The 24,636-nt window shown below is 51.0% G+C and carries 20 protein-coding genes; 14 read left to right on the top strand and 6 right to left on the bottom strand.

The features are described 5' to 3' along the window. Window positions 1-24 precede the first annotated feature (24 nt). The 4 genes from ACGHZ6_RS00715 (at window position 25) to ACGHZ6_RS00730 (ending at window position 5,117) form a co-directional block, all read left to right on the top strand. Complete coding sequence (locus ACGHZ6_RS00715; protein WP_390616846.1) at window positions 25-1,224, top strand: MFS transporter; 1,200 nt, start codon at window positions 25-27, stop codon at window positions 1,222-1,224. Between the two features lie 168 nt (window positions 1,225-1,392). Continuing rightward, entirely contained in the window at window positions 1,393-2,625 is a 1,233-nt protein-coding gene (locus ACGHZ6_RS00720; protein WP_390616847.1) for an FAD-dependent oxidoreductase, read from the top strand. Between the two features lie 174 nt (window positions 2,626-2,799). After that, on the top strand, window positions 2,800-4,467 hold the full coding sequence (locus ACGHZ6_RS00725; RefSeq protein WP_390616848.1) for a carboxypeptidase regulatory-like domain-containing protein: 1,668 nt from the start codon (window positions 2,800-2,802) through the stop codon (window positions 4,465-4,467). 2 nt (window positions 4,468-4,469) lie between these two features. Further along, a complete protein-coding gene (locus ACGHZ6_RS00730; protein ID WP_390616849.1) occupies window positions 4,470-5,117 on the top strand; it encodes a hypothetical protein in 648 nt (215 codons plus the stop codon). Between the two features lie 5 nt (window positions 5,118-5,122). Here the strand turns inward: ACGHZ6_RS00730 and ACGHZ6_RS00735 are convergent, their stop codons facing one another. Then, a complete protein-coding gene (locus ACGHZ6_RS00735; RefSeq protein WP_390616850.1) occupies window positions 5,123-5,602 on the bottom strand; it encodes a hypothetical protein in 480 nt (159 codons plus the stop codon). A gap of 213 nt (window positions 5,603-5,815) precedes the next feature. On the opposite strand from ACGHZ6_RS00735, the gene ACGHZ6_RS00740 reads away from it, so the two are divergent. Together ACGHZ6_RS00740 and ACGHZ6_RS00745 are read left to right on the top strand one after the other, a co-directional pair. Then, window positions 5,816-8,131, top strand: a complete 2,316-nt coding sequence (locus ACGHZ6_RS00740; RefSeq protein WP_390616851.1) for a TonB-dependent receptor — start codon at window positions 5,816-5,818, stop codon at window positions 8,129-8,131. A gap of 241 nt (window positions 8,132-8,372) precedes the next feature. Next, window positions 8,373-10,022: a class I adenylate-forming enzyme family protein gene (locus tag ACGHZ6_RS00745; protein ID WP_390616852.1), complete on the top strand. Its 1,650-nt coding sequence runs from the start codon at window positions 8,373-8,375 to the stop codon at window positions 10,020-10,022. Window positions 10,023-10,173: 151 nt separating this feature from the next. On the opposite strand, the gene ACGHZ6_RS00750 is transcribed toward ACGHZ6_RS00745, so the two are convergent. After that, entirely contained in the window at window positions 10,174-11,139 is a 966-nt protein-coding gene (locus ACGHZ6_RS00750; RefSeq protein WP_390616853.1) for an AraC family transcriptional regulator, read from the bottom strand. 256 nt (window positions 11,140-11,395) lie between these two features. On the opposite strand from ACGHZ6_RS00750, the gene ACGHZ6_RS00755 reads away from it, so the two are divergent. The 5 genes from ACGHZ6_RS00755 to ACGHZ6_RS00775 all read left to right on the top strand — a co-directional run bounded on the left by ACGHZ6_RS00755 (window position 11,396) and on the right by ACGHZ6_RS00775 (window position 16,943). Then, window positions 11,396-12,601 (top strand): acyl-CoA dehydrogenase family protein, encoded by a 1,206-nt coding sequence (locus tag ACGHZ6_RS00755; RefSeq protein ID WP_390616854.1) that lies wholly within the window; start codon window positions 11,396-11,398, stop codon window positions 12,599-12,601. Between the two features lie 26 nt (window positions 12,602-12,627). After that, window positions 12,628-13,737: an acyl-CoA dehydrogenase family protein gene (locus ACGHZ6_RS00760; RefSeq protein WP_390616855.1), complete on the top strand. Its 1,110-nt coding sequence runs from the start codon at window positions 12,628-12,630 to the stop codon at window positions 13,735-13,737. Between the two features lie 137 nt (window positions 13,738-13,874). Then, entirely contained in the window at window positions 13,875-14,552 is a 678-nt protein-coding gene (locus tag ACGHZ6_RS00765; protein WP_390616856.1) for a hypothetical protein, read from the top strand. A gap of 156 nt (window positions 14,553-14,708) precedes the next feature. Continuing rightward, window positions 14,709-16,292 carry a glutamate--cysteine ligase gene (gene gshA / locus ACGHZ6_RS00770; RefSeq protein WP_390616857.1) on the top strand — a complete coding sequence of 528 codons (1,584 nt, stop codon included), beginning with the start codon at window positions 14,709-14,711 and terminating at the stop codon, window positions 16,290-16,292. 21 nt (window positions 16,293-16,313) lie between these two features. Continuing rightward, window positions 16,314-16,943: an ACP phosphodiesterase gene (locus tag ACGHZ6_RS00775; protein WP_390616858.1), complete on the top strand. Its 630-nt coding sequence runs from the start codon at window positions 16,314-16,316 to the stop codon at window positions 16,941-16,943. On the opposite strand, the gene ACGHZ6_RS00780 is transcribed toward ACGHZ6_RS00775, so the two are convergent. After that, window positions 16,913-17,287, bottom strand: coding sequence for a hypothetical protein (locus tag ACGHZ6_RS00780; protein ID WP_390616859.1), 375 nt, complete (start codon window positions 17,285-17,287; stop codon window positions 16,913-16,915). The genes ACGHZ6_RS00775 and ACGHZ6_RS00780 overlap by 31 nt on opposite strands. A gap of 8 nt (window positions 17,288-17,295) precedes the next feature. Continuing rightward, window positions 17,296-18,168, bottom strand: a complete 873-nt coding sequence (locus ACGHZ6_RS00785) for an HDOD domain-containing protein (protein WP_390616860.1) — start codon at window positions 18,166-18,168, stop codon at window positions 17,296-17,298. Between the two features lie 203 nt (window positions 18,169-18,371). Between ACGHZ6_RS00785 and ACGHZ6_RS00790 the strand changes: the two genes are divergently transcribed. Beyond that, window positions 18,372-19,580 (top strand): class I SAM-dependent rRNA methyltransferase, encoded by a 1,209-nt coding sequence (locus tag ACGHZ6_RS00790; RefSeq protein WP_390616861.1) that lies wholly within the window; start codon window positions 18,372-18,374, stop codon window positions 19,578-19,580. 96 nt (window positions 19,581-19,676) lie between these two features. Here the strand turns inward: ACGHZ6_RS00790 and ACGHZ6_RS00795 are convergent, their stop codons facing one another. Both ACGHZ6_RS00795 and ACGHZ6_RS00800 read right to left on the bottom strand, forming a co-directional pair. After that, on the bottom strand, window positions 19,677-20,948 hold the full coding sequence (locus tag ACGHZ6_RS00795; RefSeq protein ID WP_390616862.1) for an imelysin family protein: 1,272 nt from the start codon (window positions 20,946-20,948) through the stop codon (window positions 19,677-19,679). 17 nt (window positions 20,949-20,965) lie between these two features. Continuing rightward, entirely contained in the window at window positions 20,966-21,622 is a 657-nt protein-coding gene (locus ACGHZ6_RS00800; RefSeq protein ID WP_390616863.1) for an HAD family hydrolase, read from the bottom strand. A gap of 228 nt (window positions 21,623-21,850) precedes the next feature. Between ACGHZ6_RS00800 and rppH the strand changes: the two genes are divergently transcribed. Next, entirely contained in the window at window positions 21,851-22,354 is a 504-nt protein-coding gene (rppH, locus tag ACGHZ6_RS00805; protein ID WP_390616864.1) for an RNA pyrophosphohydrolase, read from the top strand. A gap of 13 nt (window positions 22,355-22,367) precedes the next feature. Beyond that, complete coding sequence (gene ptsP / locus ACGHZ6_RS00810; protein ID WP_390616865.1) at window positions 22,368-24,629, top strand: phosphoenolpyruvate--protein phosphotransferase; 2,262 nt, start codon at window positions 22,368-22,370, stop codon at window positions 24,627-24,629. The last annotated feature ends 7 nt before the right edge of the window (window positions 24,630-24,636 follow it).

Consider the following 24,636-nt stretch of genomic DNA (forward strand, 5'->3'; position numbering starts at 1 on the left):
CGCTGATTTAAAAGAGTCCATAACATGAAAAATCAACAAGGCAGCACCAGGCTGCGCAACTTTACGATACTGTTGGGCGGCACCTGCTCAGTGCTGGCGGCCATTATGATTTCACCAGCGCTGCCGGGTATGGCAGAGGCTTTCGCTCATGTACCCAATGCAGACTTCCTGGTGCGTATGGTACTTACCATGCCCGCGTTATTTGTCGCTGTGGGGGCTCTGTTGGTGGGGGCCTTGTTGGATCGCTGGGGACGAAAACCCGTCATACTGGTTTCACTGCAGGCGTATGCACTTGCCGGCTGTGCGGGCTTCTTTCTGGATTCTCTGGTCGCTATTTTAATCAGCCGCGCTATCCTGGGATTGGCGGTGGCCGGCATTATGAGCGGCTTTATGACGCTGATGTTGGATAACTTCGAAGGCAAAGCGCTAGATCGATTCTTGGGCTTAAACGGTGCTTGTATTTGCCTGGGGGGAATTGTTGGTCTAATCGTCGCAGGTTATTTGGCTGATTTTGGCTGGCGCTACCCGTTTTTAATTCACTTGTTCGCACTGTTGATCATACCGGGAACGCTGTTTGCCGTGCAGGAGCCTGAGCATCTTGATAGACCTCAAGCAGAAGTTAAGGCCAAGGTGCCGTGGATAAGGTTATTACCTGTTTATGCCACAGCGTTTTCATGCACGGCTCTGTTTTTTATCTTGCCTGCACAGTTACCGTTTTACTTAATGAACAATAATGATATTGGAGCATCGCAGGTCGGCATTGCTCTCGCATTACCGTCAATTATTGGCTTCATCTTTGCGCTGCTATATCAACCGTTAAGAGCTAGATGCTCTGTGCAAGCAATTGCGGCGATTATCTTTTTTGCCTTTGCGATTTCTTTGCAGGTGCTTTCAACGTCTGCCGCCTACATGGTCGTAATAGCCGGAGTTGTGATTGGTGGCATTGGTGTTGGTTTGTTATCGCCCAATAATTCTGGCTGGTTAGCCAGTTTGGCGCCTATACAAACGCGAGGTCGAGCGGTAGGTGTACTGACCTGCTCAATTTTTATCGGTCAGTTTTTTGCGCCAATTCTGTCACAGCCATTTGTCGCAAGTTTAGGTCTGGCTAAAACCTTTTCTGTTGTGGCGATTATTGCAGGCCTTATCGGGGTGTTATTTGCGGTGTTGGCCGTTAGGCAATCAATGAACACAGTGCCCGAACATCCCACTTCAGAAACACTTTAAAACCAAGGGGCTGCTAAGCCCCTTTTTTTATGCCTCCTCCCAATTTTTTACTTTTCTTTACGGCTTGATCCTGCTTGCCAAATAAACAGCTAAAGTGTAGGATTTAATCATAAATGAGATTAGTCTCATTTTTATGTTTTTGGTTTTAAGAGCGATAAGAGGCCAAGTATGAACCCAAATATAGCGATTATCGGTGGCGGTCCAGCAGGACTTGTTTTAGCAATCAGTCTGGCACGTCGAGGTATTCCAAGCGTTATATTCGAGGCGTTGGATAACCCTCTCAATCTGGAGAAGTATAACCCGTCAAGATCCTACGCAATTGATATAACGGGGCATGGTTTAAAGGCTATTCGATATATCGATGCGATCAAGGATTTTGATGAGAAGCTGATTGCCTTCGACGGTATGAAGGTAAACGGCAAGTTGGTTACCGATTGGCAGGAGCCAGGTTGGATTGCATCACGCGGTGATATCGTCAGTGTGTTGACCACTATTGCCCTGGAAAAACATAGCGATTTGATCGATATCAGATTTCAGCATCGCGTTGAGAATATTGATGTCGATGCTGGCACCTTTGATGTGCAAAAAGAAGGGGAGGCGGCGTTAGTGTCTTTTGGTCCCTATGATCTGGTCGTGGGATCCGATGGTGGTGGCTCATGCTTGCGAGAGCAGGCCGCCGAGCAGGAACCTGCCTACCAGCTGACGCGTGAAGATATTGGTTTCTATTTCAAAATGCTGGCTATGGACCGCAATACCGGTGATCTGGAGCAAAACTTCCTGCAGGTGCTGTCTAAGAAATTGCTGATGGTTGCCGGTGCGATTAATGGTCCGGGCGGCAAGGAGGATCCGCTGTGGTTCAGTGCGGTGCCTTATGCCAACGATCACCGCTATTCCTCACTGGAAGATGTAAAAAAGGATATGCAAAAGCGCTGCCCCGCCATTCTGAAATACTGCAGCGATGAAGCACTGTCGGCATTTGCGGATCTGCCTGCACAGAATATTGGCCGTATTACCAGTGCCTCTCAGCTTTATGCGGGCAAGGTGGTATTCCTGGGTGATGCTGCTATCTCTTACCCGCCTATCGGCCAGGGTATCAATGGTGCCATGGAATCGGCCAAGGTGCTGGATGAGGCGATGATTCGTCACATCAAACCTGGTGTCGATATGCGAGTCGCGATCAAGCGCGCTGTGCACGATTACAACGCCGCCTGGCTGCCTGAAACCAAGGCTGTGGCCTGGATGGGTAAGCGCAGCAACCAGTCGAATCGTTGGCACATGATACGAGGCTTGATTCTAGCCGTACTGAATATAAGCGCCATGGATCTGATTAAAAGCTCGACCTTGAGCTACTCAGAAGCTATGCGACGCACGCAAAAACTGGGTCCTGTTTGGTGGGGTTGATGAGTGCTTCATCAGAATTTCTGATGGGAGGCATGATTTAATCTTAATTGTTCTGATGTGGATTGCTGGAGTACCCTGAAATTATCAGGGCTCCACACCCATATAAAATCAACGATAGGTAAAAGGGGAGCAGCTGGGAGCGCAAGGCGCTGGTTGTTCGTGAGGAGAGAGAAGATGTTGAAGTTTAATCGCTTGTTATCGGTAGCCTTAACTGCTGTTGCGGCATCGGTTGCGGTAGAGGCCGCAACTTTGAAAGGTACCGTCACGGATAGTGATGGCCGTGCGATCCATGGTGCCATGGTGCGTCTTAAGGATGCTGAAAAAAATCTGGCTGAAACGGTATATTCCGATTCTGAGGGTAACTTTGTTCTGAATACGGAGCTGCACAGCGATAACCTGGAGTTGCGTGTGCGCGCACCTTACTACCGTGATCAAAAAGGCCTGGTATCGCTTCAGGATGAGACGGTACTGGTTCAAGATGTCCTGATGGAAAGAATGACCGGCGCACAGGAAATCTCCGATAGCCTGCCTGCGATTTTTCATTTCAGTAAATTGCCTTTCGATAAAGAAGAGGGTGAATTTAACCGTGCTGATTTTCAGCGCGACTGTGCCGGTTGTCACCAGTTTGGCAATGCATTCACCCGCTGGCCACGCACTGCTGAACAGTGGATTCCAACCGTAGCGCGTATGCACAGTTATATGGGTAATAAAGACGAGGCGATGATTCAGCGTCGCGCCGAGTTATTGGCCAAGGGTTATGACGGTAAACCTGTGACCTTACGCCCGGAATTTCCTATGGCGCCTGAGCTGCAAACTGCCAAGATTTATGAATACGCCCTGCCGGGCATTATCTTCCCCCATGATGCAGAAGTGAGCCGTGAAGATGGCCTGGTGTATACGGTGGATCGCCATGGCTACAAAATGATTGTCTCTGACCTTGAGTCAGGGCTATCGACCTATATTGATCAACCCTATTCAAAAGCCAAGTTGGCTAACGCTGGTAATGGCTACACGGGACGTACCAATAAGCCAGGTCCGCACTCTCTGTCGTTGGGTGAAAATGGATTGTGGTATATCACCAACGCTACTTCCGGCTCTATTGGAGTGTTCGACGCAAACAAAGCGGAATGGGTTAATGAATACGAACTGCCATTGCCTGCGCACTACCCGCACACCATTCGTGTTGATAAAGAGAATGTGGTTTGGTTTACCCTGGCCGGTTCACAACAAATCGGTCGTATTGATCCGGCGACTGATAAGGTTGATCTGATTAACTTGCCACGGCAGAAGCCCTTAGGTATTGCCTTATCAACCACCCCTTATGGTATCGACATTAATCCAATTAATGGCCGGGTATGGTACGCCCGCTTGTACGGTGACCGTATCGGTTATATCGACCCGGAAACTCTGGAAGCCCATGAGTTTGATTCACCGGTAAAAGCACCACGCCGGTTACGTTTCGATAAAAAAGGCCAGATGTGGTTGACCGGGTATAGCGAAGGCATGATTGCGCGCATTAATACCGACACCATGGAAAACCGCATTTATCCAATACCTGAATTTGAAGAAGGTTACCGTCCTGCGCCATATGCATTGGGCGTACACCCTCAAACTCAGGAAATTTGGATTAATGAAGTCATGACCGATCACGTGTATCGCCTGCAACCGGATACCGGAAAATTTATTGCCTACCCGCTGCCGTTGCGCGGAACCTACACCCGTGATTTCAGTTTTACCAATGAGGGGTGGGCTTGTACGGCGAATAGTCCAATTCCCAATGCGGCACTGGAAGACTTTACCGCTGGTCTGTTCTGTATTGATCCAAACCTTGCGGAGCAATAAGCGTGGGCGTCTTGTTTGATTCGAATCTGTATTCCCTGACAACGGTGATAGGTTTTGTCTGGACATTGGCCGTTTTCTTTCTGCTCTATACCAAAAAGGGCGCAGAGATAAGTTCAAACAAATGGCTGCTGCTGGTGACTTTCCCAGCAGCCTATGTTGCCGTGCCTATGGTTGCCGCCGATGTTGATGCGTTAACGCAGTTAGCCGGTGGTGTGGCAACGCTTGATGGTCATATTGGTTACAGTTCTGCAGACATAACCGAATTTGCCATCGCTTTGGGTGAGGCGGGACGGGTTGAATATGCGCTTTTCCAATTGGGCATGGATACACTGGCACCTCCGGCTTTTGCGGGGGTGTTAATTAGCGTGGTGAGAGGTACCGTAGCTTTTGATCGCGTGAAAAAAATATTGGTGGTTCTGGTCAGTGTGTATTTTCTGTCGGTGCTTTTTGCCAATGCGCTGATGCCAGTTTATATGCTGAACTATCCTGCGGAAGATAATCTGTCAGCGTTATTGTTTGTGTTGTTACCGGCTTTGGATGGCATTAAATATGGCACGCATGCTGTTGTTTGGTTGGCCATTATCAGTAGCTGGTGTATCTGGTTAGTCAGCAAATATTTTTCCAAGCCGCCTGTTGAGGCGGCTCAGTGACTACATTAGAGCGCGTGATATAAATAAATGGCAGAGTCGCGTATATCAAATACCAGCGACACGCTATAAAAAAATATCACGCTGCCTATCCACAGCTTATAAGGCAGGGAGCGTGAAAGTTGCTGGCGATAGTGATAAACCGCATAGAGTGCTGGTGGCCAAAAGATAACATGGCTAAGTGACACCATACCCGCAAGAAGTGTGGTTGTCGCCGAGTTCTCTAGATAAAACACAATGATATGGCTGGCAATAAAACAGCCCAGTATCCAGCGCGCTGCATAGAAGCGTTTAACAAAAAATAGTGAACAGAAGTGCATAAGCAGCATGGCACCTAGCCATACTTTTAAATAAACGGGTAATGCCAGTCGCGTTTGCATATTCCATTCAGATAGTGCCATCGAGGCGGTGGCGTGATCGCTAAAAAAACAAAATCCCAACAGGCAAGTTGTCATGTAGTTGGCAGTGTTGTGGTTAGGTTTGTTCATAGATTTCTCCCTACGGCAATGGTCGTAATTTACAGCTAGTTTCTTATCACATTTAAATCTTATAAAAGTTGCAATCTCATAATTGACAATACTCTCATAAATGGTTAATTTTTGCATTGTGGTTAAAGAGTGTTGATCAAGATCAAGATTTGTAACCAAAAATAATAAATACACAAAGCTGTCCATAGTTTGATAGCCGAGAGGATGAAGATAATGAAGAGAGAGCAAAAGAATACCTTTGCCAAAACTGCCATGATGTCTGCCATTTCCATGGCCGTTAGTGCCAGCGCCGTGGCTGATGCCAGTCTGGTGCTGGAAGAAGTGATTGTTACCGCGCAAAAGCGTGAACAGAGTTTGCAGGAAGTTCCGGTTTCAGTTAGTGCCGTTAGTGGCGAACAAATTTCAAGTTCGGGCATTAAAGATTTAACCAGCCTGTCTTCCTATGTGCCAAACCTGAAAATCAATGAAGGCCCTACTGAGAACGGTATTTATATCCGCGGCTTGGGCTCCGGTGAAAACCAGGGTTTTGAACAATCCGTAGGTATGTTTGTCGATGGTGTCTATGCCGGTAAGGCGCGTCAGTTCCAGGCGCCATTCCTGGATGTAGGTTCCGTGGAGGTTCTGCGTGGCCCGCAGGGCACTCTGTACGGTAAAAACACCATCGCCGGTTCTATTACCATTACCTCGGCGCGTCCAACCGATGAGTTGGAAGCCAGCATTATGACCGAGTATGAATTTGAAGAAGGCGGTCAAACTACCGAAGCGATCGTGTCTGGACCTCTGGCAGAAAACCTGGCCGGCCGTATTGCACTGCGTTATACCGAAGCCGATGGTTTTATGGATAACACCCTGCAAGATGATGAGGAAATGGATACCAATGCGCTGGCCGGTCGTGTCAGTCTGTTATGGACGCCAACCGATGAGCTGGATGTGTTGTTTAAGTACGAAAGCGGCAACACTGAAACGGCTGGTAAAAATAATCGTATCATTGATGCGGGACCGTATCTGGCTGCATACCAAGCTTTTGATCCCAACTTTGAAGTTGATGAGTATCAGAGATCGACTTCTGATGCAGAAACCATGGATATTGATAGCGAAAGTTTCACATTGAATGTTAGCTATGACCTTGGTTCTCATGAGTTAACTTCGATTACAGCTTATTCTACGTTTGAAGCTGATGATGTATTTGATGCTGATTTTTCTCCTGCTGATGTAATTAGCGTTAAGTTAAACCAAGAGTATGAGCAGGTCAGTCAGGAGTTTCGGATTACGTCTGAACTGGGTGATAAATTTGACTACATAGCCGGTGTTTATTATCAAAGCAGTGAATTTGATACTAACCGTTTATTGGGGGCGGGCGCTGCACTTGCTGCACTTGCTGCTGATCCGGTCTTGTCCGGTGCCGGTTATACTGGTGCATTAGCAACCACTACTGGCTTTAATAGCCAGTTTTCTCAAGACTCAGAAACATATGCCGTATTTGGCTCTTTAAGTTGGCATCCTACCGATGACATGCATTGGACATTAGGCCTTCGCTATAGCAAAGAAGACAAAGAGGCTGAGCGTTCATTATTGATCTCTGAATATCTGGGCACTTCTGCTCAGACTGACCCAGCGGCTATCTTGGATATGAATATCCTTGGTATTTTCTCTCATGATGTGGAAGGTAATCACACCGATGAGAATTTGTCACCATCGTTGAAGTTCCAGTATGACGTTAATAGCGATGTGATGTTATATGCCAGCTTGAGCAAAGCTTATAAGTCTGGTGGCTACAGTGAACCTGGTACTACGGGTGATGAGTTGGGTGAATACAACCCTATCGTAGGGGCTCCAACGACATTCGATTTTGACCAGGAAGAAGCGTTGGCGTTTGAAGTTGGTGGTAAGACTACCTTACTGGATGGCGCTGCCGTCTTGAACTTTGCCCTGTTCCGTACCGAGTACGATGACCTGCAGGTGTCTACCTATGATGGAATTAGTTTTGTTGTGGGTAACGCGGCAAAAGCAATCAGCCAAGGTATTGAAATTGACGGTATGGTTCGCTTGAGTGAATCCTTAACCATGACCGGTTCCATGTCTTACCTGGACGCGACCTACGATGAGTTTGCTAATGCCAACTGTACCTACGCGCAGAATCTGGTAACCCCTGTAGGTTGTACCCAGGACCTGGGCGGCGAAACCCTGGCCAATGCACCTGAATGGACTGCCAACCTGGCTTTCGATCACGTCATGGCGTTGTCGGATAATCTGGAGCTGATGAGCCATATCGATTTCAGTTACACCGATGATCAATACCTGGCCTCCGACCTGGACGAGCGTTCACTGCAGGATGACTACACCCTGGTTAATGCCCGTGTAGCCCTGAGCAATAGCGAAGGTAACTGGGAAGTCGCGCTGCTGGGTAAAAACCTGACCGATGAAGAGTACTTCACCATGGGCGGTGATGCCGGCTTCCAGGACGGTGCCTTCTTCGCCTTTAGCGGTGCACCACGTACCGTTGCGATTCAGGTAAAACTGTCAATGTGATCTCTCTTGGGTGAACGATCGACTCTCTGTCGAGATTCTATCTCGCCGTTTGGGGCGGTATTACCGCCCCTTTTTTATCACCCCGATAAACATGCATCACTTAGTCGCGCAAATACTGAAACACTTCTCAAGCGACATCATGTGGTCGGGTTACAGCCGACGTGAAACACCTCAAGAGCACTCAACCCCTAGTGGCGATAACGCCAATGCAGTAACTATACGATGTGAGAAAGACATGAATATGCCAGAACAACATGGTGCCGATTTTTATAAAGCCATAGGTAAGGATACGCTACCCTTTGATGATCGCAGTTTGGCAGAACAGATTGCCCATCATGCCAGTGTCCGCGGTGAAAATCCGGCTATGCTGTTTGGCGATCAAAAGATAAGTTACCGACAGTACAATGAACTTGCCGGGCAACTTGCCAACGCCCTTGAAAGCATAGGCCTGAAAAAAGGCGATGTTGTCGGCATTCATATGCCCAATATCCCCCAGTATGCTTTGACGTTAGTTGCCGCCAGTAAAATGGGTTGTGTGTGTTCCGGAATCTCGCCACTGCTTACACCCTCAGAGGTGGCTTTTCAGATAAAGGATGCCAGCATCAAGGTTGTACTTACTCTTGATCTCTTCGCAGGCATTTATGCAGGTCTCGGTGAAGCAGTTTCTCGGCTGGATGCCGTTGTTGTGACCGGTGCACTTGATGTGTTTATGCCTTCAGAGGTTGCACTGCCTGAATCTGATGTCATTAACTTTATTCATTACACCGCGTTGGTTGACGGACAGCCTACGCAGCGAGAAACAGAGCCCGTTCACTGGAACGATACCTTTATGCTGCAATACACCGGTGGAACGACTGGTAAGCCTAAAGGAGTGGAGCTGTCAGTACGTAACGTTATGCACAATTCTACGCAATACTCCGCCTCTACGCCTTGGCTAGAAGGTGAAGATATCATTGCCAGCGCATTTCCGTTTTTCCATATTGCTGGGTTGTCGATAATTTTTGCCGGCGCACGTTCTGGCGGTATGATGATGCTGCTACCTGATCCCCGTGATACAGAGCACTTTTGCAATCAAATGAAAGCCTATCCGCCAACAGTATTGGGTGCAGTACCGGCGTTATATGAAATGCTGCTGGCAACGCCCCAATTTAAAGAGATAGATTTTAGTCGTTTGCGTGTTGCTTATACCGGTGCGGCACCATTGACCAGCGCCACGTTTGAAGCACTAAACAACGTATTGGGTAAAAACAAAATATCGGACATGTTCGGCATGACCGAAACAAGCCCTTGCTTTGCCTCTAATCCACCCTCGCGTTACAAAGTGGGTTCTGTGGGTATGGCAGTGCCAGGTGCTGAAATTCGCATTGTCAGTCTTGATGAAGCAAAAACTGATATGCCCATCGGTGAGCCGGGAGAAATTCTCGCCACAGGCCCGCAGGTGATGAAGGGTTATTTAAATCTGCCGGAAGAGACCGCCAATTCATTGCGCGAAATCGACGGTAAAGTCTGGATGTGTACCGGTGATGTAGGATACCTTGATGAAGAAGGGTATTTATTCCTCTGTGATCGCGCCAAAGACATGTTGATTGTAGGTGGCTACAAAGTATTTTCCGTAGAGCTGGAAGACAAACTGCAATCGTTACCTCAGGTGGCTATGTCTGCTGTTATTGGCAAGGCTGATGAAAAACGCCCTGGCAATGAAATCGTAACACTGTACGTGGAATTGGCTGAAGATTATAAAGATGCAGATCCTGTGGAAATGCAGAAAGTGATAAAGGAATACTGTGTAAACAATATGGCAGCTTATAAAGTGCCGAAAGAAATTCATATTATCGATGCGATTCCTTTAACGCCGGTAGGAAAAATCGACAAGAAAGCTTTACGTAATTAAAGGCACGATAGGTATGGTTGAAGCTTGTGGTTCGTGATGGGGTTACTGGACCTTCGGAGGCAGGACGCCGACGCAGAGCGGGCATGGATGCCGAATAGCGTGTCCAGTAACCCCATCGCGGACCGCAAGCGCTACATACGAGTTAAAAACACTAATGGTATTTCCGGTAAGCACTAGGCGGAATCCCCGTCCATTCCTTAAAGGTGCGGGTAAACGGACTCGTCTCAGAAAACCCCAGTTGCGCACTAATCTCCTCAATCGATAAATCCGTATTCACCAAGAAATCAATCGCCGCATCACGTTTAACCTGATTCTTAATCCCCAGATAGGTCATACCTTCATCGGCCAGGCGGCGTTGCAATGTGTAGGGCTTTATATCCATAGTCTCTGCCAATTCTGGCAGGGCTGGCATGGCATCGAGATTTTTACGCAACTCTACAGCAACTCGTGACGCCAGGTTATCGGCTTTAAAGTCCAGCACCAAAATCTCAAAATTAGGGCTTTCTAAAAACTTTTCCAGATTCGAGAGATTCTGTTGCACAGGTTTTGCAAGCTGGGTCGGCGAAAAGCTAATTCTGGTTTTGCGCTGATTGAAATGAATAGGAGCTGCATAAAAAAGCAGAGGGTAATCCTGCGCGTGATCATGCATCTCGCATTGAAGCTCAACCCGATCAATATGAATGATCTCCATCGTTAGCCAACTCAATAGCCGATGGATATTGGAGAAAAACAGCTCGGCAATAAAGAAATCGGAATGCCGTTTATAGGAAGGTAACTCAATTTCGAAAAACAGCAGATCACCTTCGGTATAACTGTGAATCGCTTGGCCTTGTCCAATCATCTGATAAAAACGAGCAATACGTTCAGCGGCTTCGGCCAGGGTTTTCGTGGCCACCAGCCAATGGGTCAGCAAAGACATGCTGCCCAGGGGTACTGGCGACGAGCCGTGACCGAGAAACTCATCCCCGGTGGCCTGCGTGAGCCCATCCATTAACTGCGCATATTGCACCAGAGAAACCCGGGCATTGGGCTCTTGCAGCAGGTGATTGGGGATTCTGCTGTTGTGTAGCAACTCATCAATAACGCTTTGATCTAAACGGGCCTTTGAAAGCACCACATTTACATACGTAATGCTGATAGAGATCGAATTTTTACTGGTATAGCGCATTGTAAGGCCAGGTTGTCGGCTTGTTGAGCGGATTCAAAGGGGTATCAGTAAGTATGCCTTATTGTTGTAAAGTATCAAAATCGCAGCGCCATTGCGTCATTCAGGTAGATGCTTAATGAACGGATAATATTGGCAAAGGCCTTGAACTACCTGGGTAGAAGCAACTGGGCCGGTCGAATGTAAAGAACCTAATAGAGGTGAAACCGTGGACTTATCCATTAGTCAGGCGCTGCAAGATTTTCGCGAAGAAGTGAAAGTCTTTTTGCAGGACAATCTTACACCGGAATTTATTCGCGCCGGTAAGCGGGCAACCAGCGTGTTCCCGGATTATGAAGCTTCTATGAAGTGGCAAAAAGTCCTTAACGAAAAAGGCTGGGTCGTACCCGGTTGGCCAAAGCAGTACGGTGGTGCCGACTGGAGTATTGAGCAAGTCAGTATTTTTCAGGAGGAGTGCATTAAAGCCAATGCACCGGCGTTATACCCCATGGGTATCCAGATGCTGGGGCCGGTGTTAATGCACTATGGCACCGATGCACAAAAGGCAGAACTGTTGCCGAAAATGTTGTCGGGTGAAGATTTTTGGTGTCAGGGTTACTCCGAGCCGGGTGCCGGTTCTGATTTGGCCTCTTTACAAACCCGAGCGGTCAGTGATGGCGAAGACTACATTGTTAACGGCTCTAAAATCTGGACTACGGCAGCGCAGCACGCCAACAAAATGTTTTGCCTGGTGCGCACTGATGCCGAGTGCAAACCGCAGCGCGGCATCACCTTTATTCTGATAGATATGGACAGCCCTGGTATTTCCGTTGACCCCATTGTATCGATGGACGGTGAAGTCGAGCAGTGCCAGGTGTTCTTTGATGATGTGCGTGTACCCAAAGTCAATCGCATTGGCGAAGAAAACGACGGCTGGTCGGTCGCCAAATTCCTGCTGGAATTTGAGCGAGGTGGCTCTTCTTTTAATATTTTTGTGGAAAGTCAGCTGGCCGCGATTTATGACCTGGCAGACGAGCAGCGACAAGCCTACGGTGTTTCTGCGGCTGATGATCCGGTCGTCGCATCGCAATTGGCTGAGCTGGAAATCGATAGCCTGGCGCTGAAGTTCCTGGAATATCGCATTACCGCGGCCGCAGCCGGTGGCGGTAACCCCGGAGCCTTGGCGTCCATGCAAAAAATTGTGGGCTCGGAATTAAGTCAGAAAGTCGATGAGTTAAGTTTGGAAATGCAGGGCGCGTACGTGGCGGTGAAACAAAATGAATCGCTTAAGCCTTCGTTTACCGACGAAACCATCGGTTGTGAGTCGGGCATAAAAATGATGAACCACTACCTGAATAACCGCGCCTCAACCATCTTTGGTGGTACCTCGGAAATTCAGCGCAATATTATTGCCAAGCTGGTATTGGGTTTATAAACGAGCACTATTTTGGAGAAAGTAAAATGAACTTTGAATACAGTGCCGATCAGCAGGCGTTTCAGGAAAGTGTCATTAAGTTTTTGCAGCAAGAATACGATTTCGAGCAACGACAAAAAATCCAGGCATCTGATGCCGCCTATAGCGACAGCATCTGGAAAACCTGTGCCGAGCTGGGTTGGTTAAGTTTGCCTTTTGAAGAAGCCGTGGGTGGTTTTGGCGGCAGTGCTGTCGATACCGTGTTGCTGTTTGAAGAGCTGGGCAAGCATTTAGTACTTGAGCCTTTTATGGAAACCCTGGTACAGCTCGGTGGCGTATTACAGGCCAGTCAGCATCCCCAGCGTGCGACCTATATTGAGCAGTTAATGAGCGGTGAGTTGCAAGGTGCCTTTGCTCATAGCGAGCCTTATCAAAACGGTTTTGATAACACCTTAAACACCAAGGCGACAAAACTGGATAACGGCTACCAGTTAAACGGCTGCAAATCTGTTGTTTATAACGCTGCCGCTGCCGAGCTGTTTGTGTTCAGTGCAGAGCTGGATGGCAGTAAAGCACTGTTTTTGGTACCGGCCGGCACCGAAGCACTGAGCCAGAAGGGTTACACCACGGTTGATGGTCGCGAGGCAGCTGAGCTGTCGCTGGTAAATGTGCTGGTTGCTGAAGACAGCTTACTGGCAACTGGGGCTGAAGCGGAGTCAATTCTTAACCGCGTGCTGGATAACACCCTGTTGGCCCAGGTCGCCGAAATGGTCGGTGCCATGCAGGTATTGGTAGATACCACGGTGGAATACACCAAGGAGCGCAAGCAGTTTGGTGTGCCCCTGTCATTCTTCCAGGTGCTGCAGCACAAGATGGTGGAAATGTTTATGGCCACCGAGCTGACGCGTTCACTGATGTATGCGGCGGCGATCAAGCTGCGTGACGACTCAGATGATGCCCGTGCCTATGTGGCTGCTGCCAAGGTCAAGGCCGATAAGGGCGCTCAGCTGGTGGCTCAGTTTGCCGTACAGCTACACGGCGGAATAGGTACTACCGATGAGCTGAAGGTGGGCCACTACCTTAAGCATATCGAAGTGCTGACCAAGCAATTTGGTGCCACACGCAACCACGTCAGCCGTTATCAGAAGCTGCGTTAAGCCTGCCTTTTCAGGCGCTACCCGGCCTAGGGTAGCGCTTGTCTTTTTATCCTCTTTTTCAATACTGTTGACCGGTGCCCAATCGGGGTTACACTGGGGGCGTTCATATGTATTAAAAGAAAGGCCTGCCGTATTTCATGAAGCAAGTGTTCGTATTACAAAATCAGCTCAAACAGTTTTTGACCAAGTCCGGTGAATGGAGTGATGGTCGCGATGCCAACAGTCTTTACCGCTCTGAACACAAGGACGAGGCGATTAACCAGCAGTTTGAGGTGAGCTCCAAAGACTACACCCTGCGTATTTCCCTGCTGAAATGTACGTTAAATGATCGACGTAACCCGATAATCCCTGAAGAGCATCTGCCTGAGCCTATGGCTATGCCTGACGTTGAGGCTGAAGAGGCTGGCACTGATGAGGCACCGCAAACCGATGCCTCTGAAGCGGTAGAACAAACTGAGGCCAGCAATCAGGAACAGGTGCAAGAGCAGGCCCAGGCTGAGCCTGAGACAGAAATACAGATAGATGCTTCTGAATTTGAGTCTGTGGCAAGGGATTTGTTTGGTTTAGATGCTGAGCCCGATACTCAGCCAATAGCGACAGAGGCCCCAGAGGTAGCGCCGGTTGCCGATTTATTTGCCGCTGTTGAGGCGTCTGCGGCAAGTGAAGCTGCAACCCCGGCAGCCAATGATGAAGCTGTCACGGATACACTGGAAACCGCTGCTGAGCCTTCAGCGTCTATTCAAGAACAACCTAGCCAAGCAGAGGTTGGCGAAGAAGCCGCGCCCTCGGGCGAAAGTGACAATCGGCTCTTTTAACGCGTCTTTTTAACCGGGGTGGTGCAGCTGACGCTTGAAATGTGGCATCTGTGCCCCCAATGTAGGTTCATCCCTGCCGTGATGGTGCCTGCGCGCAGCTTCGTTTTTGTACGCAGCCTCTAGGGCAGCCTCGAGAATTAGCCAAGAGGAATTGCTTTGTCTTTATTCAGTCAACGCCTGGCGATACTGGCCGACCCGGAAAACCGTGACCTGTCGCGGGTTTACAAAGGCTTGGAGAAAGAAAGTTTACGGGTGACGCCCGAAGGTACCCTGGCACAATCCGCTCACCCCGAAAGCCTGGGGTCTGCGTTAACCCATCCGCGAATTACCACCGATTACAGCGAAGCTCTGCTGGAATTTATTACCTCGCCCACCGATAGCACTGAAGACCTGCTGCAGGAGCTGGATCGTATCCAGGCCTACACCTACCGTCAGTTAGGCGATGAGTTGCTGTGGGGGGCAAGTATGCCCTGCATGTTGGGGGTTGATAGCGATATTCCTGTGGCCCAGTACGGTAGCTCTAACCCGGGGCGCATGAAAACGGTTTACCGCTTGGGGTTGGGAGAGCGCTACGGCCGAGTGATGCAGACCATTGCCGGCATCCACTATAACTTCTCGGTTAGCGATGAATTCTGGCAGTTCTGGCATGAGCGTGAAGGCCGCGAAGACAGCTTGCAGGACTACAAGAACCGCCGCTATTTCGATCTGATTCGCAATTTCCGCCGCAACTTTTGGCTGCTGTTGTACCTGTTTGGCGCCTCGCCTGCGGTATGTCGCAGTTTTGTCAAAGGCCGCGAGCATCAGTTGCAGCCCTTTGGTGAAGACGAGCACAGTCTGCACCTGCCCTATGCCACCTCCCTGCGTATGGGCAATCTGGGTTACCAGAGCAGCGCCCAGAATAGTCTGGTGGTGAACTACAACGATCTGGATACCTATCTGCAAACCCTGTGTGAGGCCATTACCAGCCCCCATGAAACCTATCAGGGTATCGGTTTGAAGAATGCCGAGGGTGACTACCACCAGCTCAACACCAGCCTGCTGCAAATCGAAAACGAGTTTTACAGCACCATTCGCCCCAAGCGTACGGCCAAGTCCGGTGAAACTGCGCTGTCTGCCCTGCATAACCGCGGTGTGGAGTATATCGAGGTGCGCTGTATTGATATTAACCCTTACGAGCCGCTGGGCATCAATGCCGAGCAGGTGAATTTCCTCGATGCCTTCCTGTACTACTGTCTGTTGGTGGGCAGCCCGGAAACCGATTGTGAGAAATACCGTCGCTCGCTGGAAAACCAGCGCTTGATGGTGGAAGAAGGCCGTGATCCGGCGATGCGTTTGTTAAGTGCTGCCGGTGAACAGAGTGCTGCCCAGTGGGGTCATGCATTGCTCGACGATATTGCCCGTGCCGCGGCGTTATTGGATAGCACTTACGGCACCAGCCATTACTCTGAGGCGGTGGAAGCCCAGCGCGCCAAGCTGGATGACCCATCCCTGGTGCCTTCGGCGCGTATCCTGGCGGATATGAAAGACTCAGGTCAGACGTTCTACGGGCTGGCTATGTCGCTGGCCGGTGAGCACAAGGCGAACTATGACGGTGTTGAGGTGCCTGCCGATTGGTTGGCAACCATGAAGTCGCAGGTAAGCCAGTCCTGGCAGGACCAGGCCGATATTGAGGCCAATACTGATGTCGACTTTGAAACCTATATTGCGCAGTACTACGCCCAGTACAACTGCTGCCAGTAATTCGGTTTACCTTCCCTTGTTATGAATTATCTCGCCCATTTGCTGCTTTCCGGAGATGACCCGGAATGGCAGCTGGGTGGATTTTTAGGGGACTTTGTCAAAGGTCCACTAACTCCCGTGCCGACAGATCAACTGGGCGGCCCATGGTCACCGGGTATTGTTGCGGGCATGACATTGCATCGCGCCATCGATGCTTATGTCGATCAGCATCCCCTGTATCTGCAAGCGCTATCTCGGCTGGGGCCGGAGTTTCGGCGTATTGGCGGCATCGCGCTGGATATCGCTTTTGATCATCTGTTGGCTATTCACTGGCAACGCTTTTCTGATCGCGGGTTGGATGATTACTGTCAGGGTATTTACCGCGTGTTTTCCCAGCATGAGCAGAGGTTTCCACCTTCTGCAGCGTTGTTCAGTGAGCGTATGCGGGAGTTTGCGCTGTTGCAGTCCTATCGAGAGACAGAAACTCTGGAGCAGGTGTTAATCCGGGTGGGCAAGCGGCTGAGGTTTGAAAATCGCTTGGCGGAAACTTATGCGCTTGTTGAGGCTAATCGGTCGTTGCTGACAGGGGATTTTTTGCAATTGATGCCAGAGCTGGTGGTATTCGCCGGTGAGCGGCGTACTCAGCTACTGGATTCTGTAAGCCAATTGTAGGCCTGTTCCATATCGAAGAAGGTTTGCGTTTTTAATTCGCTCCAAAAGGTCTGTGCTGCCATTTCAGCGAGACGGAACTGCTCCTGATTGTCGACCACATAGGCGCATTTTTCGGCACTTCCTGCGATCTCCATCAAAAACACCTGTGCCTCGGGGCTTACAGAGTAATCGGTTTTTTTGCGGTTGATCAGGTAGGGACTGTCAAAATGTTCAACCCCGATTTGGGCAATCCAATGGCAGTCTTCCAGCGTGATTTCCCCGTTGGTATAAGGTTCTACAACGGGAACTCCCTTGTAGGACCAGAGACGGATTTTGCCGTTATCAAAATCTTGGGGAGTTACCATGATCGTGTTTAGCAGTAGTAGTCGTTATTGCCCAGGCCCATTTCCAATAGCTGCGAGCGCAGGCTTTCAAAGTCGTACTGGCTCATGCCAATAAACAGCAGAATGCTATCGCCTATACGTTGCCACTCATAATCCTCTTCCTGATTACCTATGATGCGGTGGTTGCCGCAGACATGTTCTGCCATTTTCAAAATGGCCAGCAGGGTTTTCTTTTGTGGTTCGGCGCGATCGTCAGCGAAGATTTTTTCAATACTGTGGTGCTCGTGTATCGCTTCGCAAAGGTAGGGCGGCAGGTTCCAGGATTTGCCCACATAGTAACCAACGACGGCATGGTTGGTTTTAATCAGTTCATTTTCGGTATCGATAATGCGTTCTTCTTCCCGGCGGTAAGCTTCCACCATGACATTGGGGTAATCTTTGAAGCGCATCATCAACAAAGGTATGCCGCAGTTGTGGAACAGGCCCAGGGTGTAGGCTTCATCCGGTGAAGGGAAGCCGATTTGCTTGGCAATCACATTGGACGCCATGGCGATTTCCATGGCGCTATCCCAAAAACGGCCCAGGGCGACAATATCGTCATCGGACAGTTCGCCGCGAATGGACTGGGCGTTAACCAGATTGACGACGGTTTTCGAGCCCAGCAGGCTCACCGCTTGAGAAATAGAGGTGATCTTGTTGGAAAGGCCGTAGAAAGGGGAATTGACGGTTTTTAATATGGCGCCTGCCAGGCCTACATCCTGGCTGATGAGCTTGGCTATATTGTCCAGCGAGCAGCCGGGCATCATCTGCTCCATCTGCAGATCAACCATAATTTGTGGTTGGGGTGGTATGGCAATACCTTGCAAGACTTGTTGAATCTGTTCCTGTGTCAATTCGACCATGGGGTATACAACCTGAAATTCCATGTTGATGATGTGGGCGGAAGGATCATTAAAGTGTAGTCGACATGTACTTGTGAGGAATAGCCCCTAAAGCAGAATTTTCTGCAATCGTTTACCTTCTTGGGGCTGCTATCGTTATAATGCGCGCCCTTAACCTGGCCCCAATTACAGCCCGGCCGGTTACCAACGAAGGTAAATCGCATATGTCTCAAGAAGCCGCTGCTACGCTAAAGCCCCTGGTGCTTAAGTCCCAGGCAGACCGCCGCCTGAAGAAAGGCCACCTGTGGATTTATTCCAACGAGGTGGACACCAAGCAGAGTGACCTCAAGGCATTTGAGCCGGGTGAACAGGCCCAGGTGCTAAACCATGCTGGTAAAAGCCTGGGTATTGCGACCATCAATCCTTCAACCTTGATTTGTGGTCGGCTGGTAAGTCGGGAACTTAAATACCCACTGAATAAATCCCTGTTGGTGCATCGCATCAAGCAGGCCCTGGCATTGCGTGAAGCCTGTTTTAGCGCCCCCTATTACCGCCTGGTGTACGGTGACAGTGATTTGCTGCCAGGGCTGGTGGTTGATCGTTTTGGCGAATACCTGGTGGTACAGATTGCCACCGCCGGTATGGAAGCCTGCCGGGATGATGTAGTGGAAGCTCTGCAGCAGGTGCTAAGGCCTACGGCTATTTTGTTACGCAACGATCACTCGGCACGTACTCTGGAAGGCCTGCCGGAAGAGGTAATTGCGATTGGTGATGTGCCTGAGGCGGTAGATCTGGTGGAAAATGGTGTGCAGTTTATCGCTCCCATCGCCGAAGGCCAGAAAACCGGCTGGTTTTATGACCACCGCGAAAACCGCGCCCTGTTACAGCGTCTGGCGCCGGGCAAGCGGGTGTTGGATGTGTTTAGTTACGTCGGTGGTTGGGGCGTTCAAGCCGCTGCCGCAGGAGCCAGTGAGGTTGTCTGTGTCGATGCCTCTGAACAGGCGCTGGACTGGGTAGGTGAGAATGCCGCCATCAACGGTTTGGAAGATCGGGTTCAAGGGTTGCACGGCAAGGCGGTGCCCGTGTTAAAGCAGTTGGCAGCCTCCGATGAGAAATTCGATATTGTGGTGCTGGATCCACCGGCGTTTATCAAACGTCGCAAGGATCAGAAATCCGGTGAGGCGGCCTATCGCCATATTAACGAGTTGGCGATGAAGCTGTTGCCGAAGGATGGCATGCTGGTATCGGCCTCCTGCTCCATGCATTTGCAGCGCGATACCCTAACCGAAATTGTGCGCAGCTCGGCGCGCCATCGCGATCGTCATGCGCAGATTTTCCATCAGGGGGGAGCGGGTGCTGATCATCCGGTGCATCCGGCGATTGTCGAAACTGATTACCTTAAGGCGGTATTTGCGCGGGTCTTTATGCCTTAGTTTTTAAGTGGGGTATGACCCGCAGGGTCAGACCCCGAATTTGTGCGGCATCTGCAGCGCGGCGGGGTCCGACCCCACGGGTCGTACCCCATCTATCTACGAAGTACGGCCCTGATTGTTCGTGCTCTCAGCCGTAACCCGCGGCGTCAACAACGCCGCCGCATCACTCAATGCCTGCAACAACGGCTTCAATCGCTTCTCGCCCACAGCAGGCCAATCATCCGCCAAGGCTTCAAATTGCTGCTGAGCATTATCAAAGGCCTGCTTCAGGGCTTGCTGCTCTTTTTCCTCGAGTAAGAAGCTAACCAGCGTGGGCTCTGCTGCTGAACCGTCTTCGCCAGGCACACCAAACAGCAGGTTCTCTAAGCCCTCGAGACCCGCCACCAGACTTTCGCTGGTGTGGCCAGCAAACTGGTTATGGCCTTCGGGCAGTCCATCGCCAGCGGCGAGAATGCTGACCTGGGTATCCATCACATCACTTTTAATCTGGTATTCCGCCACCCGCTGCCACAGTTGCAGGCGACTTTGTGGCGACAATCGCTGATAGGCCAGAGACAGGGTATTGGTGGCCGGGTGTAATTGCTGTTGCAGGGTTTTGAGGTCGTCCAACAACAACTGGCCCTGGAGCTTCAGCAGGGTGCGGCGGCGACTATTGGGCAGGTCTACCGGGGTCAGGCCGCTGGCTTTTTGTTTTTCGGTCACGGTGCCGTCGGCAATAAAGTCCGTCGGCGGGCGCTGGCCCTCTTCGCCCCACAACAGATAAGCGATGGCGTGAAAGCCGAGGCTGACATCACTGTTATCACTAAAGCCGTGTTGGGCTCGCAGGGCAGTGGCCGTCAGTGGCACGGCGATATCATTGACGATGCCGCTGTGGGGGTAAACATCAAAATAGTCCAGGTAGCCGGGCTGGATAGGCCAGGCATCGATGTTAAAGGCCAGTTCGCGCATAGGGCCAAACAGGCCGGGGCTGACATCGCCCAGCAGCAGAAACGGGGAGAGCTGTTGTACGCAATTATGGCTTGTGTGCCAGGCGCTTTTAGCCTCATTAAGGCTGGTTTCGTCCATCAATTTCAGTAGATTATCGATGGTCTGGTTGAGTTTCAGAGTGTCCTGCTGGCATTGGGTTAACTGAGTGTCTGCCTGCTGCCAGGCCTGCTCGGTGGCCTGGCGCAGAGGCCGGTTGTCCTCGGGGGCTGGTGCTGGAATGGCATCAGCCGGAGCAGGGCGAGCCTCCTCATCCTGCTTGCCGCAGCCATTTAGTGCCAACACAAGTGTTGCGCCCAGCGTCACTACCGGCAACTGCTTGCGTAGCTTAAGGCTGAAAGCCCTCAGGGATGATCTGGATGGAATGCTGAGCGGCAATGGCATGGTTTTCCTTAATCTAACTAGTCCCGCAGGCTGATCACGGGCCATCCGGCGGCCTCAGCATGGGCGCGCAGAGTGTCGTCGGGATCAACGGCTACCGGGTTGTCGACTTCTGACAGTAAGGGTAAATCATTGATGGAGTCGCTGTAAAAGTAACAGTTCTCTTTGTCGCCGTCATATTGCGCCAGCCATTGTTGCAAGCGTGTGACTTTGCCTGCCTGGAAGCAAGGCGTGCCCACAACATTGCCGGTGTAGCGGCCATCTATAATCTCTGCCTCAGAGGCCATAATCTCATCCACGCCCAGTGAGGCGGCAATGGGACCGGTTACAAAACTGTTGGTAGAGGTCATGATAAGTAAGTAGTCACCAGCGTCGCGGTGCTTTTGCAGCAGGGCTTCGGCCTTCGGCAGACGCATAGGATCGATTTTTTCAGCCATAAATTGCTGGTGCAGTTTAGCCAGCTCGTCGAGGCTATAGCGGGTCAGGGGTTCGAGGGCAAAGCGTAGGTATTCGTTAACGTCGAGGCCACCGTTTTCGTATTCGCGGTAAAAGCGATCATTTTCGGCACGGTAGTGTTCGACATCCACCAGGCCTTGTTCAACGATGAATTCGCCCCAGCTATGGTCGCTATCGCCTGCTATCAGGGTGTTATCTAAATCAAAAATCGCCAGACTCACTATTGAACCTCTTCTGAACGTGCCTCAAATAAGGCGGCTATTCTACTCCGCCGGCTGCCAAAGTGATATCCACATTGCTGTTGGCCTTCGGTTTGTGGAACAATAGGTTGCTGATATATAAAGACTTATCGTCGATAAATAACCACAATCCTGATCTCAGGTCAGGGTTGCGAGACAGTCAGACAAAGACGGTCAGACAAAGATGGTCAAATAAAGAGAGGTAGCTGGGTGATAGATGCGGACGGCTTTCGACCGAACGTTGGCATAATGCTGACCAATGCCAAGGGCCAGTTGCTCTGGGCGCGCCGCGTCGGTGGCCAGGATGCCTGGCAGTTCCCCCAGGGGGGAATTAATGAAAATGAAGATCCAGAAGCCGCGCTCTACCGTGAGCTGAAAGAAGAAGTCGGCCTGGAAGCCAAGGATGTCAAAATACTTGCTCGCACACGGGGCTGGTTGCGCTATCGTTTACCTAAGCGACTGATCCGCAAAGGTAGCAAGCCGGTGTGTGTGGGACAGAAACAGAAATGGTTTTTACTGCAGCTGGTCTCGGCGGATGAGAGCATAGATCTCAACGATCACGAAGGCCCTGCGGAGTTTGACCAGTGGCGCTGGGTAAGTTACTGGTATCCTCTGGATAAAGTGGTCGCGTTTAAGCGCGATGTTTACCGACGGGCCTTAAAAGAACTGGCCCCCGCTCACAGTCAATTAGAGGCGGCCATCGAGGCTCGCTGAACAGGGTGGCAGGATGCTGAATTCACTGCGCAGTATTGTTCAAGAGGTCAACGCGGCCCGCGACTTGAAGTCTGCGCTGGATATCATCGTGACTCGCGTTAAGAGCACTATGGGCACGCAAGTGTGCTCGGTGTATCTGCGCGATGAAAGCGAGCACTTCCTATTAATGGCCACCGATGGCCTCAATCTCGATGCCGTGGGGCAGGTACGCCTGAGCCCGGATGAAGGTCTGGTGGGGTATGTCGCCGTGCGCGAAGAGCCCATCAATCTCGAAAAGGCCACCGATCACCCGAAATACCAATATTTTGCCGAAACCGGGGAAGAGCGTTTCAGTTCTTTTCTGGGGGTGCCCATTATTCACCACCGCCAAGTGTTGGGGGTGCTGGTGGTACAGCAGGGCGAGCGACGTCGCTTTGATGAAGGCGAAGAAGCGTTTCTGGTTACCATGTCGGCCCAGTTGGCCGGCGTTATTGCCCATGCTGAAGCTACCGGTGCGCTGGAGCGTATGGGGGCTGCTGCTACCGAAGCCCGCTTTAAAGGCGTAGCTGGGGCGCCGGGTGTAGCCATTGGTAAAGCCGTCGTGATGACGCCAGCGGCGGATTTACGCGGTGTGCCTTTCCAGACCTGTGAAGATATCGATGAAGAGATCTCATTTTTTCACCGCTGCCTGCAGCTGGCCCGCGATGACATTAAAGCCCTTGGCTTACAGCTTACCGACCGCCTAAACCAGCAGGAGCAGGCGCTGTTCGATGCCTACCTGGCGATGCTGGATGATGCCTCGCTCGGCGGTGAGGTGGTGGAGCGCATTAAAGAAGGTGTTGCGGCGACCTATGCCTGGTCGGAAGTGATTCTGACGCATGAGCGTAACTTCGCCAGCATGACCGATTCCTACCTGCGCGAGCGGGCCGCCGATGTGCGCGACCTGGGGCGTAGGGTGTTGTCCTATCTGCAGGAGCAGGTGCAGCAGTGCCGGGTAATTCCGGATGATGCCATTTTGGTGGGTGAAGAGCTCACCGCCTCCATGTTGGGTGAGGTGCCGAAAGAGCGCTTGGCTGGTTTGGTATCGGTGCAGGGCTCCAGTAACTCGCATGTTGCTATCTTGGCCCGTGCCATGGGCATACCGACGGTAATGGGGGCGGTGGATTTGCCGTTTACCCAGGTGGATGGTCGTGAACTGATAGTTGATGGTTACCGCGGTTCTATCTATACCGACCCCGGCGCTACCCTGCGCAAACACTACGAAGAGATCTGCGCCGAAGAGCGTGAGCTAATCAAGGGCCTGGAGGCGCTGAAAAAGCTGCCCTGTGAAACCCTCGATCACCACCGCGTGCCCCTGTGGGTAAACACCGGTTTGATGGCCGATGTGGTGCGCTCCCTGGAGCGTGGTGCCGAAGGCGTGGGCCTGTACCGCACCGAAATTCCGTTTTTGCTGCGTGATCGTTTCCCCAGTGAGGAAGAGCAGCGGATTATTTACCGCGAGCAGCTCGAAGCTTTTGCGCCCCACACGGTTACCATGCGTACTCTGGATGTGGGTGGGGATAAATCCCTGCCGTATTTCCCCATCGATGAAGATAACCCCTTCCTCGGTTGGCGCGGTATTCGTGTAACCCTCGATCATCCGGAGATTTTCCTGGCTCAGGTGCGGGCGATGCTTAAGGCCAGCGAAGGGCTAAACAACCTGCGCATTATGTTGCCGATGATTTCCAGTGTGACAGAGCTGGATGCCGCCAAAACCCTGGTGTATCGCGCCTATCATGAGCTGTTGGAAGAAGGCCACCGCATCGAAATTCCGCCGATTGGGGTGATGGTGGAAGTGCCTTCTGCTGTCTATCAGGCGCGTGAGCTTGCCGCCCGTGCTGATTTCCTTTCTGTGGGAAGTAATGATCTAACGCAATACTTGTTGGCGGTAGATCGCAATAATGCCCGTGTGGCCGATTTGTATCACGCCTTCCATCCCGCTGTGTTGCGAGCGTTACAGTCGGTGGTTAACGATGGCCACAGCCAGGGTACCAGTGTGGGTATTTGTGGTGAGATGGCCGGTGACCCCGGCGCGGCCATTTTGCTGATGGCGATGGGATTCGATGTATTGTCGATGAACGCCACCAATCTGCCCAAGGTGAAGTCTGTGATTCGTGGTATCACGTTGGAGCAGGCGGAAAATCTGCTCGATGAAGTGATGTTGCTGCCTGATGCGGAATCAGTGACACGCACGCTGGAAAAAGCATTGCAGGATGCTGGGGTGACAGGGTTGTTGCGTCCGGGTGGCGCAGACTGATTTCCCC

This window comes from Maricurvus nonylphenolicus (genome assembly GCF_042854845.1).
In the GTDB taxonomy this organism is placed as follows: Bacteria; Pseudomonadota; Gammaproteobacteria; order Pseudomonadales; family Cellvibrionaceae; genus Maricurvus; species Maricurvus nonylphenolicus.

Coding starts and splice junctions, on each gene's coding strand:
- ACGHZ6_RS00780 (WP_390616859.1), bottom strand. CDS start 17,287: ATGGTAACTCCCCAAGATTTTGATAACGGCAAAATCCGTCTCTGGTCC.
- ptsP (WP_390616865.1), top strand. CDS start 22,368: ATGCTGAATTCACTGCGCAGTATTGTTCAAGAGGTCAACGCGGCCCGC.
- ACGHZ6_RS00785 (WP_390616860.1), bottom strand. CDS start 18,168: ATGGTCGAATTGACACAGGAACAGATTCAACAAGTCTTGCAAGGTATT.
- ACGHZ6_RS00740 (WP_390616851.1), top strand. CDS start 5,816: ATGAAGAGAGAGCAAAAGAATACCTTTGCCAAAACTGCCATGATGTCT.
- ACGHZ6_RS00795 (WP_390616862.1), bottom strand. CDS start 20,948: ATGCCATTGCCGCTCAGCATTCCATCCAGATCATCCCTGAGGGCTTTC.
- ACGHZ6_RS00720 (WP_390616847.1), top strand. CDS start 1,393: ATGAACCCAAATATAGCGATTATCGGTGGCGGTCCAGCAGGACTTGTT.
- ACGHZ6_RS00765 (WP_390616856.1), top strand. CDS start 13,875: ATGAAGCAAGTGTTCGTATTACAAAATCAGCTCAAACAGTTTTTGACC.
- ACGHZ6_RS00760 (WP_390616855.1), top strand. CDS start 12,628: ATGAACTTTGAATACAGTGCCGATCAGCAGGCGTTTCAGGAAAGTGTC.
- ACGHZ6_RS00715 (WP_390616846.1), top strand. CDS start 25: ATGAAAAATCAACAAGGCAGCACCAGGCTGCGCAACTTTACGATACTG.
- ACGHZ6_RS00790 (WP_390616861.1), top strand. CDS start 18,372: ATGTCTCAAGAAGCCGCTGCTACGCTAAAGCCCCTGGTGCTTAAGTCC.
- ACGHZ6_RS00745 (WP_390616852.1), top strand. CDS start 8,373: ATGCCAGAACAACATGGTGCCGATTTTTATAAAGCCATAGGTAAGGAT.
- ACGHZ6_RS00725 (WP_390616848.1), top strand. CDS start 2,800: ATGTTGAAGTTTAATCGCTTGTTATCGGTAGCCTTAACTGCTGTTGCG.
- ACGHZ6_RS00735 (WP_390616850.1), bottom strand. CDS start 5,602: ATGAACAAACCTAACCACAACACTGCCAACTACATGACAACTTGCCTG.
- ACGHZ6_RS00775 (WP_390616858.1), top strand. CDS start 16,314: ATGAATTATCTCGCCCATTTGCTGCTTTCCGGAGATGACCCGGAATGG.